Consider the following 18300-nt stretch of genomic DNA (forward strand, 5'->3'; position numbering starts at 1 on the left):
GACATAGCAGACACTTTCCGGTTCATCGTGCCCTTACCCACCGGGAGTGCGTCCAAACGAAGGGGTGTAAGTGGCAGCGACCAAGGCAAGCCCGGCGACCGACGAGCCGGTGAAGCGCACCGCCACGAAGTCACCGCCGTCCCCTGCTAAGCGACCTGCGGCGAAGGCCGCCAACGGCGCCGCACCCGCGAAGCGGGCGAGCAAGGCGGCGCCCCGCGCGGCCAAGCCCGAGACGGACGAGCCCGCCAAGAAGGGCCGCCCGGCCAAGGGCGCCGACGGCAAGGCCCCATCGGCCCGGGCGGCCAAGGCGGCCAAAGGCGCCGCCGAGCACGCCGACGACGACCTGACCGTCCTCGAGGCCGACGCCGCCGTAGAGGACCTGGACGGCGAGCCCGATCTCGAGAGCGAGCCCGTCGAGGAGCTCGACATCGACGCGGGCGACCTGAATCTCGAAGACCTCGACGACGTCGTCGCGACCGACGCCGACGCCGAGGACGCCGATGCGGGCGACCAGGAGGACGGCGAGGACGACACAGCCGCCCCGGCCGCGAAGGCCGGCGCGGCGCCCGCCGAAGAAGACGAAGAGATCGCCGAGCCCTCCGAGAAGGACAAGGCCTCCGGCGACTTCGTCTGGGACGAAGACGAGTCCGAGGCGCTGCGGCAGGCCCGCAAGGATGCCGAGCTCACCGCCTCCGCCGACTCCGTTCGCGCCTACCTCAAGCAGATCGGCAAGGTGGCGCTGCTCAACGCCGAAGAAGAGGTGGAGCTGGCCAAGCGGATCGAAGCCGGCCTCTACGCCACCCAGCTGATGGCCGAGCACGCCGAGCGGGGCGACAAGCTGCCCGCGGCTCAGCGCCGCGACATGGTGTGGATCTGCCGCGACGGCGACCGGGCGAAGAACCACCTCCTGGAGGCCAACCTGCGGCTGGTGGTCTCGCTGGCCAAGCGCTACACCGGCCGCGGCATGGCGTTTCTCGACCTCATCCAGGAGGGCAATCTCGGCCTGATCCGCGCGGTCGAGAAGTTCGACTACACCAAGGGTTACAAGTTCTCCACCTACGCCACGTGGTGGATCCGCCAGGCGATCACCCGCGCCATGGCCGACCAGGCGCGCACGATTCGCATCCCGGTGCACATGGTCGAGGTGATCAACAAGCTGGGCCGCATCCAGCGCGAGCTGCTGCAGGACCTGGGCCGCGAGCCCACGCCCGAAGAGCTGGCCAAGGAAATGGACATCACGCCCGAAAAGGTGCTCGAGATCCAGCAGTACGCCCGCGAGCCGATCTCGCTGGACCAGACCATCGGCGACGAGGGCGACAGCCAGCTCGGTGACTTCATCGAGGACAGCGAGGCCGTGGTGGCGGTCGACGCGGTGTCGTTCACGCTGCTGCAGGACCAGCTGCAGTCGGTGCTCGAGACCCTCTCCGAGCGCGAGGCCGGTGTGGTACGGCTGCGATTCGGGCTCACCGACGGCCAGCCCCGCACCCTCGACGAGATCGGCCAGGTCTACGGGGTGACCCGCGAGCGCATCCGGCAGATCGAGTCCAAGACGATGTCGAAGCTGCGCCACCCGAGCCGTTCTCAGGTGCTGCGCGACTACCTGGACTGAGCGCTAGCCCAAGCCCGTCGGCGCGCGAGCGCCGTCAGGGCAGGCCCTGCCCGCGGGCGTCCAGCGGCGCGAAGGTGCCGTCGGAGCCCGGCCGGTAAGCGGTGACCCGACTCACGGCGCGGACCGGCAGCCGACCGTACAGATGCGGGAACAGCATCGCCTCGGGATCCGTTGGCACACCCGGCTCCCATCGCACGGGTGAGTCCAGCAGCGCGGGCTCGACGTGCAACAGCAGCAGGTCGTCGCGCCCCCGGAAGAGCCGGTTGGCGGGCAGATGAACCTGTCCCGGGGCGGACAGATGGATGAAATCGGCGCCGTCCGGGGGGCGGATCTCGCCGCGAGCGCGGGCCGCGGACCACTCGTCGGACCCGCACAGGTGCACCAGTAACTCCCCGGGGGAGGCCACGGATAAACACCCTAAAGAGGACAAAGCGAAACGGGAGGGGCCCGTGAGAAACGACACACCCGAGAACGATCGGGGAACAACGCGAAAACCCAATTCGTCTGAGAGAGTGAACATACGTAAGAACGGAGAAGCCATGAATGCAACTCTGACCAGTCCCGAGCTCACTCGAGCGGACCGCTGCGATCGCTGCGGTGCCGCAGCCCGGGTCCGCGCCAAGCTGCCTTCAGGAGCCGAGCTTCTCTTCTGCCGGCACCACGCGAACCAGCACGAGGCCAGGCTGACCGAATTGGCCGCCGTGCTGGAGGTCAGCGAAGCTAGCTGAACCGGACTCGCCCGCCGGCAGTGCACGACAAGCGGGCGAGCATTCGGTCATGCTGGGCAGGTATGAGCGATCAGGTCGCAAAACCGTCCCGTCACCACATCTGGCGTATCAGTGTCAGGACACTGACGAAAAGCTGGGACGATTCGATTTTCTCGGAGTCGGCGCAGGCCGGCTTCTGGTCGGCGCTGTCCCTGCCGCCGCTGCTGCTGGGCGTGCTGGGCAGCCTCTCCTACGTGGCACCACTGTTCGGCCCGGACATGCTGCCCAGCATCCAGCGCCGGCTCGTGTCCACGGCGCACACCGTGTTCTCCACCAGCGTCGTCAACGAGATCATCGAGCCCACCATCCGCGACATCGCGAACAACGCCCGCGGCGAGGTGATCTCGCTGGGCTTTTTGATCTCGTTGTGGGCGGGCTCGTCGGCCATCTCGGCGTTCGTCGACTCCGTGGTCGAGGCGCACGACCAGACACCGCTGCGCCACCCCGTGCGGCAGCGGCTGTTCGCGCTGTTCCTGTACGTGGTGATGCTCGTGGTCGTCGTGACTACGGCGCCTCTGGTAGTGGTGGGCCCCCGCAAGATCGGCCAACACATCCCCGTCGGCCTGGCGAACGTGCTGCGCTACGGCTACTACCCCGCACTGATCCTCGCCCTCATGATCGGGGTGATGATCCTCTACCGGGTGTCGCTGCCCGAGCCGTTGCCGTCGCACCGGCTGATCCTGGGAGCCGCGCTCGCCACGGCCGTGTTCGTCATCGCCACTCTGGGCCTACGACTGTATCTGGGCTGGATCACCAGCACCGGCTACACCTACGGCGCGCTGGCGACGCCGATCGCGTTCCTGCTGTTCGCCTTCTTCGGCGGCTTCGCGATCATGGTGGGCGCCGAACTCAACGCCGCGGTCCAGGAGGAGTTTCCCGCCCCGAAGACGCACGCCCACCGGCTGCGTAACTGGCTGGTGTCCCGCGCGCACGCGCTGCTGGGCACCGAGTTGCCGCCCCCCACCCCGACGGCGAGGCCGCGCGACGTGGTCACCGCCGAGCCGCCCGGCTGATCACTCTTTTCTGAGCCGCTCGTAGATCTTCTTGCACTCCGGGCACACCGGCGAACCCGGCTTGGCCGCCCGCGTCACGGGGAACACCTCGCCGCACAGGGCGACGACGTGGTTGCCCATGACCGCGCTCTCGGCGATCTTGTCTTTCTTGACGTAGTGGAAGAACTTGGGGGTGTCGCTGCCGGTCCCGTCGTCGACGCGTTCCTCGGTGTCGGTGCGCTCGATCGTCTGCGTCTGCATGCCTCACATTGTGCCCCCTGAGGCGCTTCTGCCGGAATCGGTCGGATGTGGGACAGTGGAGAAATGAACCGCGAATCCGCTTTGGGGTTCGACGATGATGGCAGGCCGATACTCATCACCGCCGCCGCCCCCTCGTACGAGGAGCAGCACCGCGCGCGAGTCCGTAAATACCTGACGCTGATGGCGTTCCGCATTCCGGCGCTCATCCTGGCCGCCCTCGCGTACGGCGCCTGGCACAACGGCCTCATCTCGCTGGCGATCGTGGCGTTGTCCATCCCGTTGCCGTGGATGGCCGTGCTGATCGCCAACGACCGGCCGCCACGCAGCGCGGCCGAGCCCCGCCGATTCGACGATGCGCGGCAACGCACTCCGTTGTTCCCGCGGGCCGAGCGGCGGGCCATCGAGGCCCCACGGCCACCGGACCCGCAATGGGACCAGCAGTGGGATCCGTCCCGCCAGCAGCATTGGGATTGACCGCTTCCGCCGACCTGACCCAGCGCGGAGTTCCCATGCCCGCACTTCTCAGGACTTTCTCAGGTCGTCGGCACATTTCAGCACGTCAAAGCGTGTGAGATGACGAAGCGTTGGGAACTCTGAGGCCTGAACTGTCGTTGAACCCAATGACAGTTACAAGCCGATCAGGAGGTCGCTATGGCGAACGCCACCCCAAGCAGATTTGACGGCGATCTGGACGCTCAAAGCCCTGCAGCGGATCTGGTTCGCGTCTACCTGAACGGCATTGGCAAGACCGCGCTGTTGAATGCGGCGGGCGAGGTCGAACTCGCCAAGCGCATCGAGGCCGGCCTCTATGCCGAGCACCTGCTGGAAACGCGTAAGCGCCTCGGCGAGAACCGCCGGCGCGACCTCGAGGCCGTCGTGCGTGACGGCCAGGCCGCGCGCCGCCACCTGCTCGAGGCCAACCTGCGCCTGGTGGTGTCGCTGGCCAAGCGCTACACCGGTCGCGGGATGCCGCTGCTGGACCTGATCCAGGAGGGCAACCTCGGACTGATCCGCGCGATGGAAAAGTTCGATTACACAAAGGGATTCAAGTTCTCGACCTACGCGACGTGGTGGATTCGCCAGGCCATCACCCGCGGCATGGCCGACCAGAGCCGCACCATCCGGCTCCCCGTTCACCTGGTCGAGCAGGTCAACAAGCTGGCGCGGATCAAGCGCGAGATGCACCAGAACCTGGGCCGCGAAGCCACCGACGAGGAGCTGGCCGCGGAATCCGGCATCCCGGTCGAGAAGATCAACGACCTGCTCGAGCACAGCCGCGACCCGGTGAGCCTCGACATGCCCGTCGGCTCGGAGGAAGAGGCCCCGCTGGGCGACTTCATCGAGGACGCCGAGGCGATGTCCGCCGAGAACGCGGTGATCGCCGAGTTGCTGCACACCGACATTCGCAGCGTGCTGGCGACGCTCGACGAGCGCGAGCACCAGGTGATCCGGTTGCGGTTCGGCCTCGACGACGGACAGCCGCGCACCCTCGACCAGATCGGCAAGCTGTTCGGGCTGTCCCGCGAGCGCGTGCGCCAGATCGAGCGGGATGTCATGTCGAAGCTGCGCAACGGCGAGCGCGCCGACCGGCTGCGGTCCTACGCGAGTTGACCCACCGGCGCTAGGCCGCCGACCAGAGTCAGGAAGCCAAATGGTATGCCCGCCGCAGTCGCGGCGGGCATACCGCTTGCCGGGGACGCGTTGCACCCATTCCCGCAGCTGGCCAAGTAGACTCGGCGTCGATGGAAGGTGCTGAATGAACGACCTGGTTGACACCACCGAGATGTATCTGCGGACCATCTACGACCTCGAGGAAGAGGGAGTCACTCCGCTGCGCGCCCGCATCGCCGAACGCCTCGAGCAGAGCGGGCCGACCGTCAGCCAGACCGTGTCCCGCATGGAACGCGACGGGCTTCTCCACGTGGCCGGGGACCGCCACCTGGAGCTCACCGACAAGGGCCGCGCGCTGGCCATCGCGGTGATGCGCAAACACCGCCTCGCCGAGCGGCTGCTCGTCGACGTCATCGGGGTGCCCTGGGAGGAAGTGCACGCCGAGGCGTGCCGGTGGGAGCACGTTATGAGCGAGGACGTCGAACGGCGGCTGGTGCGGGTGCTCAACAACCCCACCACGTCCCCGTTCGGCAACCCCATCCCGGGTCTGCTTGACCTAGGGGTGGGTCCGGATTCCGACTCCGCCGAGGCCAACCTGGTCCGGCTGACCGAAGTGCCCCCCGGCCCGCCGGTCGCGGTGGTGGTGCGCCAGCTCACCGAGCACGTCCAGGGCGACATCGATCTGATCACCCGGCTCAAGGACGCCGGCGTGGTCCCCAACGCCCGCGTGACGGTCGAGACCAGCCCCGCCGGCGGCGGGGGGGTCACCATCGTCATCCCGGGCCACGAGAACGTCACCCTGCCCCACGAGATGGCCCACGCGGTCAAGGTCGAGAAGGTCTGACCGCCGGCCCCGCTCCGGCGCGCCACGACTATCCCGCCCGGCGTACGGACGCCCGTCGCGGCGGCAAGCGCACACCTAGCCGGTTGGCCAGCCGGTAGCCGGTGAGAGCAAGTTCCCGGATGTGCTCGGGCCGCAGGCCCGAATGCAATGCCGTGTCCAGCATGCCCGCCATCCGGTGCTCGGGGTGGCGGCGCAGCGCCGCCTCCAGAGCTATTCCGGCCAGCGGTCCGTCGCCGCGCGCGTAGGCGCTGAACGCGAGCAGCACCAGCGCCTCGACCCGCCACGGCTCGGGCAGGGTGCGTGACAGGAGCGCCCACAACGACTCTGCGTCCCCGGCGTCGCGGCCGACGGCGAGCGCATAGAAGATGTCCCGCACCGTCGCATCGACCAGCGCGCAGCCCAGTTCGGCCAGCTCGTCGTCGGACAGCGACTCCCCGGCCGCGACGCGGGACGCGGCGGCGCGCGCCTGTCGCACATCGCGGCGAGCGCACCGGGCGGGGTCGGCGCGGTGCGCGCCGCGGCGCCGCTCCGCTTGCCGCGTGACGGCCTCGACCAGCCCGGCGGTGCGCGCCGGGTCGTCCACCGCGACGACGGCCTGCAGGTCGGCACGCCGCGCGTAGAGCCGCCGGCCGTCCAGCACCGCCGCGGCGGCCAGCGGCGACGCGGAGGGATCTTCCACCGGCCCGCTCGACCCGCAGCCGTCCACGCAATGCCACCGGCCGCCGGCGCCCACCCGGTCCACCAGGTGCGCGGCCCACAGCTCAATCCCGCACTGCGCCAACGCTTCTGCGAGCGCCCGGCACAGCCGCCGGTGCTCGTCGTTGCAACTGGGGCACCACGCGCCTTCGGCGTCGACGATCACCGCGACCGCCGCCTCCGGCTGCGCCGCGGCCACGACCTCGGCCAGTTCCCCGGCCCGGTCGATGAGACCGGGGCCGAGGTCGGCCCGCATCACCGCCCCGAGCTCACCGCCGTCCACAGACACCAGAACCAGCGAATTCTCGGGAACGAAGCCCAATACGGCCGGTAACGCGGCGATGAGCGCGCCGGGACGGTTGAAATCAAAATCTTGTCGATGCGTCGTCATGAGCACCCACGCTGACGGCCGCGACCGTCAGGCGGTGGCCGCGGGATCCGGCGGGGTGAGCGTCCTGTGGATGAACCCAGCACTGTGGGTTGAGCTGATTTACTGTTTACCCCATGAGTTCGGCGCAAGAGTACGACATGGTGGTCATCGGTTCGGGGCCCGGCGGCCAGAAGGCGGCCATCGCCTCGGCCAAGCTCGGCAAGTCGGTCGCCGTCGTCGAACGCGGACAGATGCTCGGCGGCGTGTGCGTGCAGACCGGCACCATCCCGTCAAAGACGTTGCGGGAGGCGGTCCTCTACCTCACGGGAATGAGCCAGCGCGAACTCTACGGCGCGAGCTACCGGGTGAAGGAGAAGATCACCCCGGCCGACCTGCTGGCCCGCACCCAGCACGTGATCGGCAAGGAAGTCGACGTGGTGCGCAACCAGTTGATGCGCAACCGGATCGACCTGCTGATCGGGCACGGGCGGTTCCTCGACCCGCACACCATCGAGGTCGAGGACCCCTCGCGCCGCGAAAAGCTGATGATCAGCGGGAGATACATCGTCATCGCCACCGGCACCCGCCCGGCGCGGCCGTCCGGCGTCGAGTTCGACGAGGACCGCGTGCTCGACTCCGACGGGATCCTCGACCTCAAGACGCTGCCGGCGTCGATGGTCGTGGTCGGCGCCGGGGTGATCGGCATCGAGTACGCCTCGATGTTCGCCGCTCTGGGCACCAAAGTGACCGTCGTGGAGAAGCGTTCGGACATGCTCGACTTCTGCGACCCCGAGGTGGTCGAGGCGCTGAAGTTCCACCTGCGCGACCTGGCGGTGACGTTCCGGTTCGGCGAGGAGGTGACCGCGGTCGACGTCGGGTCTGCGGGCACCGTCACCACCCTGGCCAGCGGGAAGCAGATCCCCGCCGAGACGGTGATGTATTCCGCCGGGCGGCAGGGGCAGACCGACCACCTCGATCTGCACAACGCCGAGCTGGAGGCCGACAACCGCGGCCGGATCTTCGTCGACGACAACTTCGCGACCAAGGTGCCCCACATCTACGCCGTCGGCGACGTCATCGGTTTCCCGGCTCTGGCCGCCACCTCGATGGAGCAGGGCCGGCTGGCCGCCTACCACGCCTTCGGTGAAGCATGCGACGGCATCACCGACCTGCAGCCGATCGGCATCTACTCCATCCCCGAGGTCTCCTACGTCGGCGCCACCGAGGTGGAGCTGACCAAGGAGGCGATTCCCTACGAGGTCGGGGTGGCCCGCTACCGAGAGCTCGCCCGCGGCCAGATCGCCGGCGACTCCTACGGCATGCTCAAGCTGCTGGTGTCCACCGAGGATCTCAGGCTGCTCGGCGTGCACATCTTCGGCACCAGCGCCACCGAGATGGTGCACATCGGGCAGGCCGTGATGGGCTGCGGCGGGACCGTGGAGTACCTGGTGGACGCGGTGTTCAACTACCCCACGTTCTCGGAGGCGTACAAGGTGGCCGCACTGGACGTGATGAACAAGGTGCGCGCACTCAACCAGTTCCGCCGGTGACGGGTTTAGTCCGCTAACAGGTTTCTTCGAAGTCGCCGGGCACCGGGTCACCCGGGCCGCCGGCTTCGGCACGGGCCAGCAACTGCGCGATGTGGTCGTCGAAAGGCGCCGAGTAGGAAACGTTTTCGGCGCAGCCGCCGCCTTCGAGGCCGCCGATCAGTCCGGTGACCGTGGTCCCGCTGACCCAGGGCGCGCCGCTGGTGCCACCGACCAGCCCCTCACACGCCAGGGACGGGTAGCCGCTGTCGGTGACCGCCGTGCTGGCCTGGCAGCCGACGGGTGAGCCGCCCACCCCGGAGGGATATCCGAGCACGGTGACGTGGCTTCCGGGCGGGGGCGCCGTGCCCAACGTCAGCGCCAGGCCGACGTGCGCCTCCACCGTCCCGCCGGTCGGGCTGTTGACCCGTGCGATGGCGTAATCGGCGTGCGGGTCCTTGCCCCCGGTCCAGCGCGGGTCCAGATAGACGGCGTCGGCGGTCCACACGTCGGGGTGGGCGGCGTCCCCGGCGAAACCGGGAACGAAAGCGATCTGGGTGGCCCCCGCCAGGCAGTGCGCGGCGGTCAGGATCAGGTTGCCGCCGGCCGAGTGCAGCACCGAGCCCGTGCAGACGTGTTGGGTGGCGCCGTTGAGGAAGATCGGGCCGACCCGCAGGTCCGGATCGACCGGTCCGGCCACCACCGCCCGCTGGGGCTGGCTGAGGTGCTGTACCGACGCGGGGGGCCGCGAAGACGACGCGCCCGGGGCCGCGGCATGACCGGCGGGCCGGGCACACGACGTCAACAACGCCGCCAGACCGACCACCGGGCACAGCAAAACCATGAGTACACGCATTGTTTTCCATCATGCCCGACCCCGGAGCGCCAGGCAGAACTCGACCCTTCGCGGTGTGCCGCAAATCGTCTGGCGAAATCGCCGCCGTCGCGAGAAAAGTTCCAGGCGGATTACGGGCACCCGACGCCGCGTTTCATTGTGTAAAGACCGAACGGTGTTCGCTGTTCGTCATTGGTGCCCGTTTGATTTGGGGGACACTTGTTGGGGCATCCTGGAGAATTCCCCCGAAAGGAGGCAGTCCCGAATGGCCCACAGTCACGAGCCGGACGACGAGTCCTACCAGCGAGGGCAGGCCGGCATGTATGAGCTGGAACGCCCGGCGCCGCAGTTGTCGACGTCGGACGGTCGCGGGCCGGTCCTGGTGCACGCCCTGGAGGGATTTTCCGACGCCGGGCACGCCATTCGGCTGGCGTCCACCCACCTCAAGAAGGCCCTGGCCACCGAGCTGATCGCGTCCTTCGCCATCGACGAGTTACTGGACTACCGCTCGCGGCGGCCACTGATGACGTTCAAGACCGACCACTTCACCAACTACGACGATCCGGAGCTGAGTCTGTACGCACTCCGTGACGTCGTCGGCACCCCGTTCCTCCTGCTGGCGGGCATGGAACCGGACCTGAAGTGGGAGCGCTTCATCACCGCGGTCCGGTTGCTGGCCGAGCGTCTCAACGTGCGGCAGACGATCGGCCTGGGCACCGTGCCGATGGCGGTGCCGCACACGCGGCCCATCACGATGACCGCGCACTCCAACAAGCCCGAACTGATCGCCGAGTTCCAACCATGGATCTCCGAGATTCAGGTCCCCGGCAGCGCCTCGAACCTGCTGGAGTACCGCATGGCCCAGCACGGCCACGAGGTCGTCGGTTTCACCGTGCACGTCCCGCACTACCTGACGCAGACCGACTATCCCGGCGCCGCCGAGGCGCTGCTCGAGCAGGTGGCAAAGACGGCGTCGCTGGACCTGCCGCTGTCGGCGCTGTCCGAGGCGGCGGCGGTGATCCGGGAGAAGGTCGACGAGCAGGTGCAGGCGAGTGCGGAAGTTGCTCAGGTGGTGGCTGCGCTCGAGCGCCAGTACGATGCGTTCATCGACGCTCAGGAGAACAGGTCGTTACTAACTCACGACGAGGACCTGCCTAGCGGCGACGAGCTTGGCGCAGAGTTCGAGCGGTTCCTCGCCCAGCAGGCGGAGAAGAAGTTCGACGACGACGACAAAGCTTGAGCTCCTGACAGGCCCGTAGCCCGGCCCGACACAAGGTTGGCGAGATGACCGAGCGGAAGCGCAGCGGCAACCTCCGCCCGGTGCGTGAGGTGAGCGCGCCCACGCTGGAGTTTCGGACGATTCACGGATACCGGCGGGCGTACCGAATCGCCGGTTCCGGCCCGGCGATACTGCTCATCCACGGGATCGGCGACAACTCCACCACGTGGAATACGGTGCAGGCCAAGCTCGCTCAGCGGTTCACCGTCATCGCGCCGGATCTGCTCGGGCACGGGCAGTCCGACAAGCCACGCGCCGACTACTCCATCGCCGCGTACGCCAACGGGATGCGCGACCTGCTCAGCGTGCTCGACATCGAGCGGGTGACCATCGTCGGCCATTCGCTGGGCGGCGGCGTCGCCATGCAGTTCGCCTACCAGTTCCCACACCTGGTCGAGCGGCTGATCCTGGTCGGGGCCGGCGGGGTGACCAAGGACGTCAACTTCGTCCTGCGGTGCGCGTCGCTGCCGATGGGGAGCGAGGCGCTGGCGTTGCTGCGGCTGCCGTTGGTGCTCCCCGCGATTCAGGTGCTCGGCCGCGTGCTGGGCACCGCTTTCGGCAGCACCGGCCTGGGCCGTGACCTGCCCAACGTGCTGCGCATCCTCGACGACCTCCCGGAGCCCACGGCCTCGGCGGCGTTCAGCAGGACGCTGCGGGCGGTGGTGGACTGGCGGGGGCAGATCGTCACCATGCTGGACCGGTGCTACCTCACCGAGGCGATCCCGGTGCAGATCGTCTGGGGCGCCAAGGACGCGGTAGTGCCGGTCCGCCACGCGCGGATGGCACACGCCGCCATGCCTGGATCCCGCCTCGAGATCTTCGAGGGCTCGGGCCATTTCCCGTTCCACGACGACCCGGCGCGCTTCATCGACGTCGTCGAGCGTTTCATCGACACCACCGCGCCCGCCGAATACGACCAGGCCTCGCTTCGTGAGCTGCTCCGCAGCGGCGGCGGCGCAAAGACCGTGACGGGGCCGACGTCCACCCGGGTCGCCGTCCTGAACGCGATCGGTTCCGACGAGCGCAGCGCCACCTGATCATCGGACGCGTCGCGGAACGCCTTGTGGCGTAACCGAAGTCGTGCGCTGCTCAGCTCTGGCGACGCAGCACCGCGACCAGATGATCCTGCAGCGGTTGTCCGACCGCGCCCATCTGCACCGTGTAGGACAGCTGGTCGCCGTCGATACGCATCGAACGGGCAAGCCCCGTAACCTCTTTCGCGGTCGGGGCCCGGCCGATGGCCGTCGTGGACACGGCGATCTCGATTACGCCGCCGGTGAGCGAATAGGTGCCCGTGTCGATCTCGGTGATGCCGCTCGGGTGGGCCAGGATCAGCTCGACACGCCCCGGCTCCGGCACGCGCAGGAATCCGGCCTCGGCGTGCAGCGGCTTGCCGTCGGCCACCGCCTTCGTCTTGTGCGAATAGGCCAGAAACGGTTTGCCGACATGGGAAAACACGGCCTCCTCGAAATAGTCGAAGGGCTCGATCGTCGGATACTTGCCGGCACCGTGGCCGGACCACGTCCCAAGCAGTGGAGCCAGCGCAGCGAGGTCGGGATGCAAGTCGGGGGGCATGAGTTTCAGGCTAGCCCGGCGACGCAGCAGGCCCCACGGGCCTGCGCAGGAGACGGGCCGTCGTGCCTAGCCGGGCGCGGAGACCTCGCGGTGCGCGCGCAGCGCCTGGATCTCGCGCTCGAAGTCCTCTGCGGAGGAGAAGGAACGGTATACCGACGCGAACCGCAGGTAGGCCACCTCGTCGAGGTCGCGCAGCGGCCCCAGGATGGCCAACCCGACCTCGTGGCTGGGAACCTCCGGCGAGCCCGCCGCGCGCACGGTGTCTTCCACTTGTTGGGCCAGCAGGTTCAGCGCGTCGTCGTCGACCTGGCGACCCTGGCAGGCCCGCCGGACCCCGCTGATGACCTTCTCCCGGCTGAACGGTTCGGTGACGCCACTGCGCTTGACCACTGCGAGGACCGCGGTCTCGACCGTGGTGAAGCGTCGTCCGCACTCCGGACACGACCGGCGGCGCCGGATGGCCTGGCCTTCATCGGTTTCCCGCGAGTCGATCACCCGCGAGTCGGGGTGACGGCAGAACGGACAGTGCATGACCGCTCCTTCGCCGTGCCGACAATCAGGTGACGCAGTACTGCGAGCGTACCCGAGGGCACCGGCCGGCCCGGCTCGTCACGGGGACCACCGTTGTCAGCCGACCGGCGCGATCAGGGTCTGGCCCGCGGCGAGTGCCGGAGAGTGCAGATCGTTGAGCTCGCGGATCCGCTCGGCCACCTGGCGCGCCGGGGCGTCCGGCGCGACGCGGTGCGCGACGTCCTGCAAGGACTCCCCCGCCTCGACGCGCACGACGGCGAGCCGATTGGGAACGGGGGCCGCGGAACTCGACGAGTCACCGTTGAGCGCCTCACCGAGGTTGCCGACAAGACCCAGCCAGAGGGTGATCAGCCCGGCGATCAGCGCCAGTCCCGCGGTCGCCGCCAGCCCGACGGGCCGCCTGCGACGATGCGGCGCGACGGACACCGCCACCCCGCTGCCGTGGTAGCGGGTGGCCGCGCCGGCCGGCCGGGCCGGGCCGGGCCTCCGTGACACCGCCAGGCCGTCCCGGCTGTAGCGGAGCCCCTGCACCGGACCGTTGACCGGGCGCCGAGCGCTGCTGGTCCGCGGTGAGAGTGTGTGAATCGTGGTCATCTGCGTTCCTCCGGTCAAGCCTGGTCTCGCTCGTGTGTTCGACCATAGTCGCTCGTGTGTTCGATTCCCGAACATTTGAGCGAAGCGTGTCGGACGAGCGAAACGCTAGACGACGCCACCGACAACTTCGTCGCCGTCGTCGCTGCCATGCCGCCTGGTTACCCGAACCGCGCGAAAGTTACACACTTGTGATTCCGCCGCTGGTGCGCCGTTTTCAAGCCGGCGAACGCCGCGACACGCCAGTCGAACACATGTTTGATTCTGCGCGGTACTCCGGCTACATTCATTGCCATGAGCGACAGCAGTGACACCTCATCGACCGTCGCGCCCGGCCGGTTGCATTCCGTGGACACTTCCCTCACCGAACGGCAGCGCACCATCCTGAACGTCATCCGCGAGTCGGTCACCAGCCGCGGATACCCGCCGAGCATCAGGGAGATCGGCGACGCCGTAGGCCTGACGTCGACCTCCTCGGTGGCTCACCAGCTGCGGACCCTCGAGCGCAAGGGGTATCTGCGCCGCGACCCCAACCGTCCCCGCGCGGTCGACGTCCGCGGCGCCGACGACACCGGCGTGGCGGCGCCCGTCACCGACGTCGCCGGCTCGGACGCCCTGCCGGAACCCATCTTCGTGCCGGTGCTCGGACGCATCGCGGCAGGCGGGCCGATCCTCGCCGAGGAAGCCGTCGAAGACGTCTTTCCGCTGCCGCGCGAACTCGTCGGCGAAGGCACGCTGTTCCTGCTCAAGGTGGTCGGCGACTCGATGGTCGAGGCCGCGATCTGCGACGGCGACTGGGTGGCGGTGCGACAGCAGAACGTCGCCGACAACGGCGACATCGTCGCGGCCATGCTCGACGGCGAGGCCACCGTCAAGACCTTCAAGCGGGCGGGCGGTCAGGTTTGGTTGATGCCGCACAACCCGGCGTTCGACCCCATACCGGGCAACGACGCCGTGGTGCTCGGCAAGGTCGTCACCGTGATCCGCAAGATCTAGCCCCCGCGGCCGGGGTCACGGGCTCAATCGGCCTTGACGAAGCCGTTGGCCCGGGCGACCTCTTCGCTGGCCAGCCACAGCTCGGGCAGCGTGTCGTGGTACAGCTCGCTGCCCGGCGTGTAGTACAGGCCGAAGCGCGCGCTCGCCTTGATGGGGTATCCGTCGGGAACCTGATAGGGATCGTCCAAGGGCAGGTGGATGGTCGGACGACCGGCCGGGGCCTCCGCGCCGGCCGATGCCCGGCCCGGTTCCGCAGGGTGTTCCGAGTCCTCTTCGGCGAATTCCTCGTCCGCGGCAGCATGCCGCCCGGTCCGCGCCGCCATGCCGGCGGCCACGGCCCCCACCGCCGCGGCGCCGGTCTCGTCGGCGCTCGCGGTGTCGTCGTACGACTCCCGGTGGTCTTCGAAGTCCTCCGGGCGCCGCTGGGCCTCTGGGGTCGTGGGAGTTGTTGGCGCGGAAGGGATTTCGGCGATTTCGGCGTCCTGGTAGCCTTCGTCGGCGTAGTCGCCTTGCTCGGCGCTCTCGGGCTCGGGATAACCGGCCTGCGACAGATCGTCGTCGGAGACGATGGGTATCGAGTCGGTGTCGACGGCATCGGGGTTCTCCCCCTCGACGTCGTAGTAGCTTCCGTAATCCTCTTCGTCGGAAGCGGTTTCGCCGCCGTACATCTCGGCTCCGCGCCGCCAGCCGACACGCGCCCCCGGCCCGGCGTCGGACTGCTGCTCCGGCGCGGCCGCGAAGTGCTCGGCGGATGCCTGAGCGTCACGGTGGTCCCAGGGCTGGTCGACGGCCGGCTCGTAGCCGACGTCGTCGGGCGCGTAGGCGGGCCCCTCGGCGGCGAGACGATGGCGACGCCGGCCGAACGCCAGGTACGCCGACACCGCGACCAGGGCCACCAACGGCACCGCGACCAGCAACCACCACCATTGCCAGGCGAACTTCTTGCCGTGCGGGGGCATCGCCGAGCTGCTGGGCTGGCTCTGCCCCGCCACCTGCAGACCCGACAGCAGCGGCGCCAGGTTCGCCGGCTCGGTGGAATAGGTGTTCTTCGCCCGGTTCCACGAGACCTTGCCGCCGGTGAACTGCTGCGAGACGACGTCGCCATCCACGGCCTGATCCCCGACCGGCGCGCCCAGTTTTCCGGAGGCGCCACGCAGCTTGTCCCAGGCGACTCTCATGGCGCCCCGCACGACGAACGCGCCGTGATCGGCGGACCAGAAGATCACCGGTTTGTCGGCCGCCGAGAACTCGCAGATGCGGCTCGAGGGGATGCCGCCGTCGGCCTCGTTGGCGACGGGAAAACCGAGGTCGCTGCCCACGGGGCCGCCCAGCGACTCGTACTTGGCCAGGATGTCGCTCTCCACGGCGCTCGCGCCGGTGGCGGGGCTGAAGTACACCTTGCCGCCGGAGAAGTTCTGGGCCAGCCCGTCAGCGCCGACCGCATACTGCCCACCTTGCTTGGCGCCGAGCGGACCGTTCACGCCGCCGGCCGCCCGCCAGGCCGTGTTGATGGCGGCGGTGGGGTCGATCGGCACCTGCAGGCCCTTCAATTGGTCGGCCAGCGCAGGCGGGTCGGTGGTGAAGTCCTTGGTCTGCCGGTTCCAGGAGACCTGGCCGCCGCTGAACTTCTGCGCGGTGACCTCGCCGTCGTAGGTCTCGTCGCCGGTCGGCACGCCCAGCACGCCCCCCGAGCTGCCCAGCTTGTCCCACGCGGCGTTGATCGCGCCGCGCACCACGAAGGCGCCGTGCTCGGGCGTCCAGAAGATGACGGGTTTGTCGCTGGCCGCGAAGGTGCTCACGCGGCTGTCGGGCCCGGAGAGACCGGGGACTTCGGTGATGGTCGGAAAGCCCAGATCGCTGCCCGCCGGGCCGCCGAGCGACTCGTATTTGTCCAGCACCGGCCCGTACATCCAGTGGGCACCGGTGGCCGGCGTGAAGAACATCTTGCCACCGTCGAAGTCGAGGGCGAAGCCGTCGCCGGCCGGATAGACGTCACCCTTGCGGGCCCCGAGGGGCGACGTGTCGCCGCCGGCCTTGTCCCAGGCGGCCATCATCGCGGCCTCGGCGTCACCGATCGGCGACGCCGACGCGGCGGGCGCCAACAATGCGGTGGCCAACGCCGTAGCCGACAAGCCGACCAGCGCGATCCCGATCAGCCTGCGCATGCGACCTCTCTGCCCGTTCACCAAGCCTCCCAGCCGGCGGATACGCCGCCATCTGCGGCCATGCCCGCACCTGCCCGCCCGGCGAGCGGGCCGTACCCCCACTGCGGGGACGCAGCCCCATGACGGTCCGGATCATCGCCGGGCTCGCATAACTTTGCTCCAGGCAACGAGTAATGCGAAGTCAAATTACGAATAGTACAAAAACGGAGACCGCGGCGATGTCGAATTGTTGCCGGGGCATGCCCGAATCGCGATCGGACGCGCCTAGTTCCGTTTGTCGCGCCACACCGCGCACACAACATAAGCGCAGACAGTACGTGAGGGCGCATAGTTTTTGAGCGACCGACCCGGCCGTGGCATTGAATACTGCGATCGGCGTTTAGTCGGACACCCGAGATCGCAATTGTTGGTTCACCGCATATCGCCGCGGCGGGGCCGCTACACCCCGAGGCTGCGACCGATGATCTCCTTCATGATCTCGGTCGTTCCGCCGTAGATCGTCTGCACCCGCGCGTCCAGGTAGGCGCGCGCGATCGGGTATTCGCGCATGTAGCCGTACCCGCCGTGCAGTTGCAGGCAGCGGTCGATCAGGTGCACCTGTTTCTCGGTCGAGTACCACTTGGCCATGGCGGCCTGCTCCGCGGTCAGCTCCTTGTCCAGATGCAGCCGGACAAACTCGTCGACCATCATGCGCACCACGGTGGCTTCGGTCGCCAGCTCGGCGAGCAGGAAGCGGCTGTTCTGAAAGCTGCCGATCGGCTTGCCGAAGGCCTTGCGCTCCTTGGTGTACTGCAGGGTCTGCTCGAGCGCCTGCTCCATGGCCGCCGCGGCCATGATGGCGATCGAGATGCGTTCCTGCGGCAGGTTCTGCATGAGGTAGATGAACCCCATCCCCTCCTGCCCCAGCAGGTTCTCGGCCGGAACGTGCACGTCGGTGAACGACAGCTCGGCGGTGTCCTGGGCGTCCAGCCCGATCTTGTCCAGGTGGCGGCCGCGCTCGAAGCCATTCATGCCACGTTCGACGACGATCAGCGAAAAGCCCTGCGCGCCCTTGTCGGGATCGGTCTGGGCCACCACGATCACCAGGTCGGCGTTGATGCCGTTGGTGATGAAGGTCTTCGACCCGTTGAGCACGTAGTGATCGCCCTGTTTGACCGCCCGGGTCTTGATGCCCTGCAGATCGCTGCCCGTCCCCGGCTCCGTCATCGCGATCGCGGTGATGAGCTCCCCGGTGCAGAACTTCGGCAGCCAGCGCTGCTTTTGCTCCTCGGTGGCCAGGTCCAGCAGGTACGGCGCGACGATGTCGTTGTGCAGGCCGAAGCCGATCCCGCTGTAGCGCCCGGCGGTCGTCTCCTCGGTGATGATCGTGTTGTAGCGGAAGTCGGAATTGCCGCCGCCGCCGTATTCCTCGGGCACGGCCATGCCCAGGAAGCCCTGTTTGCCGGCTTCCAGCCAGACGCCGCGGTCGACGATCTTGGCCTTCTCCCATTCGTCGTGATGGGGCGCGACGTGGCGCTCCAGGAATGCGCGGTAGGACTCGCGGAACAGTTCGTGCTCCGGCTCGAAAAGGGTGCGCTGGTACTTGACGGCACTGCCCATGGATGACCTCCGGCGAATCGGGACTCTGCGCCCAAGATACCAACCAGCCGGTT

At 68.5% G+C, this 18300-nt stretch carries 19 protein-coding genes; 10 read left to right on the plus strand and 9 right to left on the minus strand.

The genetic code is table 11. The features are described from left to right. Positions 1 to 70 precede the first annotated feature (70 nt). Positions 71 to 1609, plus strand: a complete 1539-nt coding sequence (locus tag G6N48_RS10635; RefSeq protein WP_085270959.1) for an RNA polymerase sigma factor — start codon at positions 71 to 73, stop codon at positions 1607 to 1609. A gap of 34 nt (positions 1610 to 1643) precedes the next feature. On the opposite strand, the gene G6N48_RS10640 is transcribed toward G6N48_RS10635, so the two are convergent. Beyond that, the gene (locus tag G6N48_RS10640) at positions 1644 to 2015 is read right to left on the minus strand and encodes a DUF952 domain-containing protein (protein ID WP_232066594.1); all 372 of its coding nucleotides are present in this window, start codon (positions 2013 to 2015) and stop codon (positions 1644 to 1646) included. Positions 2016 to 2148: 133 nt separating this feature from the next. On the opposite strand from G6N48_RS10640, the gene G6N48_RS10645 reads away from it, so the two are divergent. Continuing rightward, positions 2149 to 2337 (plus strand): DUF7455 domain-containing protein, encoded by a 189-nt coding sequence (locus tag G6N48_RS10645; protein WP_085270961.1) that lies wholly within the window; start codon positions 2149 to 2151, stop codon positions 2335 to 2337. A 62-nt stretch (positions 2338 to 2399) separates the two neighbouring features. Beyond that, complete coding sequence (locus tag G6N48_RS10650) at positions 2400 to 3389, plus strand: YihY/virulence factor BrkB family protein (protein ID WP_085270962.1); 990 nt, start codon at positions 2400 to 2402, stop codon at positions 3387 to 3389. Here the strand turns inward: G6N48_RS10650 and G6N48_RS10655 are convergent, their stop codons facing one another. Next, the gene (locus G6N48_RS10655; RefSeq protein ID WP_085270963.1) at positions 3390 to 3629 is read right to left on the minus strand and encodes a DUF3039 domain-containing protein; all 240 of its coding nucleotides are present in this window, start codon (positions 3627 to 3629) and stop codon (positions 3390 to 3392) included. A gap of 45 nt (positions 3630 to 3674) precedes the next feature. Here G6N48_RS10655 and G6N48_RS10660 point away from each other — a divergent pair, with 45 nt between their 5' ends. The 3 genes from G6N48_RS10660 to G6N48_RS10670 all read left to right on the plus strand — a co-directional run bounded on the left by G6N48_RS10660 (position 3675) and on the right by G6N48_RS10670 (position 6084). Then, positions 3675 to 4103, plus strand: a complete 429-nt coding sequence (locus G6N48_RS10660) for a DUF3099 domain-containing protein (RefSeq protein WP_139825936.1) — start codon at positions 3675 to 3677, stop codon at positions 4101 to 4103. Positions 4104 to 4280: 177 nt separating this feature from the next. Next, positions 4281 to 5240: a sigma-70 family RNA polymerase sigma factor SigB gene (gene sigB / locus G6N48_RS10665; RefSeq protein ID WP_085270965.1), complete on the plus strand. Its 960-nt coding sequence runs from the start codon at positions 4281 to 4283 to the stop codon at positions 5238 to 5240. A gap of 145 nt (positions 5241 to 5385) precedes the next feature. Beyond that, positions 5386 to 6084, plus strand: a complete 699-nt coding sequence (locus tag G6N48_RS10670) for a metal-dependent transcriptional regulator (RefSeq protein WP_085270966.1) — start codon at positions 5386 to 5388, stop codon at positions 6082 to 6084. Positions 6085 to 6112: 28 nt separating this feature from the next. On the opposite strand, the gene G6N48_RS10675 is transcribed toward G6N48_RS10670, so the two are convergent. After that, complete coding sequence (locus G6N48_RS10675; RefSeq protein ID WP_085270967.1) at positions 6113 to 7171, minus strand: DUF4192 domain-containing protein; 1059 nt, start codon at positions 7169 to 7171, stop codon at positions 6113 to 6115. A gap of 113 nt (positions 7172 to 7284) precedes the next feature. Here G6N48_RS10675 and sthA point away from each other — a divergent pair, with 113 nt between their 5' ends. Beyond that, the gene (gene sthA, locus G6N48_RS10680) at positions 7285 to 8700 is read left to right on the plus strand and encodes a Si-specific NAD(P)(+) transhydrogenase (RefSeq protein WP_085270968.1); all 1416 of its coding nucleotides are present in this window, start codon (positions 7285 to 7287) and stop codon (positions 8698 to 8700) included. A gap of 13 nt (positions 8701 to 8713) precedes the next feature. On the opposite strand, the gene G6N48_RS10685 is transcribed toward sthA, so the two are convergent. Then, positions 8714 to 9532, minus strand: a complete 819-nt coding sequence (locus tag G6N48_RS10685) for a trypsin-like serine peptidase (RefSeq protein ID WP_085270969.1) — start codon at positions 9530 to 9532, stop codon at positions 8714 to 8716. A 244-nt stretch (positions 9533 to 9776) separates the two neighbouring features. Between G6N48_RS10685 and G6N48_RS10690 the strand changes: the two genes are divergently transcribed. Both G6N48_RS10690 and G6N48_RS10695 read left to right on the plus strand, forming a co-directional pair. Further along, on the plus strand, positions 9777 to 10751 hold the full coding sequence (locus tag G6N48_RS10690; RefSeq protein ID WP_085270970.1) for a proteasome assembly chaperone family protein: 975 nt from the start codon (positions 9777 to 9779) through the stop codon (positions 10749 to 10751). Between the two features lie 44 nt (positions 10752 to 10795). Further along, positions 10796 to 11827, plus strand: coding sequence for an alpha/beta fold hydrolase (locus tag G6N48_RS10695; RefSeq protein WP_085270971.1), 1032 nt, complete (start codon positions 10796 to 10798; stop codon positions 11825 to 11827). A gap of 52 nt (positions 11828 to 11879) precedes the next feature. Here G6N48_RS10695 and G6N48_RS10700 read toward each other — a convergent pair whose 3' ends face one another. From G6N48_RS10700 to G6N48_RS10710, 3 genes are all read right to left on the minus strand, one after another. Continuing rightward, positions 11880 to 12365: a peroxynitrite isomerase gene (locus G6N48_RS10700; protein ID WP_085270972.1), complete on the minus strand. Its 486-nt coding sequence runs from the start codon at positions 12363 to 12365 to the stop codon at positions 11880 to 11882. A gap of 66 nt (positions 12366 to 12431) precedes the next feature. Then, positions 12432 to 12896 carry a transcriptional regulator NrdR gene (gene nrdR, locus G6N48_RS10705; protein ID WP_085270973.1) on the minus strand — a complete coding sequence of 155 codons (465 nt, stop codon included), beginning with the start codon at positions 12894 to 12896 and terminating at the stop codon, positions 12432 to 12434. Positions 12897 to 12992: 96 nt separating this feature from the next. Next, positions 12993 to 13490 (minus strand): LysM peptidoglycan-binding domain-containing protein, encoded by a 498-nt coding sequence (locus G6N48_RS10710; RefSeq protein ID WP_085270974.1) that lies wholly within the window; start codon positions 13488 to 13490, stop codon positions 12993 to 12995. Positions 13491 to 13781: 291 nt separating this feature from the next. Between G6N48_RS10710 and lexA the strand changes: the two genes are divergently transcribed. Further along, a complete protein-coding gene (lexA, locus tag G6N48_RS10715; protein ID WP_085270975.1) occupies positions 13782 to 14483 on the plus strand; it encodes a transcriptional repressor LexA in 702 nt (233 codons plus the stop codon). 23 nt (positions 14484 to 14506) lie between these two features. Here lexA and G6N48_RS10720 read toward each other — a convergent pair whose 3' ends face one another. Together G6N48_RS10720 and G6N48_RS10725 are read right to left on the minus strand one after the other, a co-directional pair. Then, on the minus strand, positions 14507 to 16648 hold the full coding sequence (locus tag G6N48_RS10720) for an LGFP repeat-containing protein (protein WP_085270976.1): 2142 nt from the start codon (positions 16646 to 16648) through the stop codon (positions 14507 to 14509). Positions 16649 to 17086: 438 nt separating this feature from the next. Next, positions 17087 to 18247: an acyl-CoA dehydrogenase family protein gene (locus G6N48_RS10725; protein ID WP_085270977.1), complete on the minus strand. Its 1161-nt coding sequence runs from the start codon at positions 18245 to 18247 to the stop codon at positions 17087 to 17089. Between the last annotated feature and the right edge of the window lie 53 nt (positions 18248 to 18300).

Source organism: Mycobacterium parmense, from assembly GCF_010730575.1.
GTDB classification, from domain to species: domain Bacteria; phylum Actinomycetota; class Actinomycetes; order Mycobacteriales; family Mycobacteriaceae; genus Mycobacterium; species Mycobacterium parmense.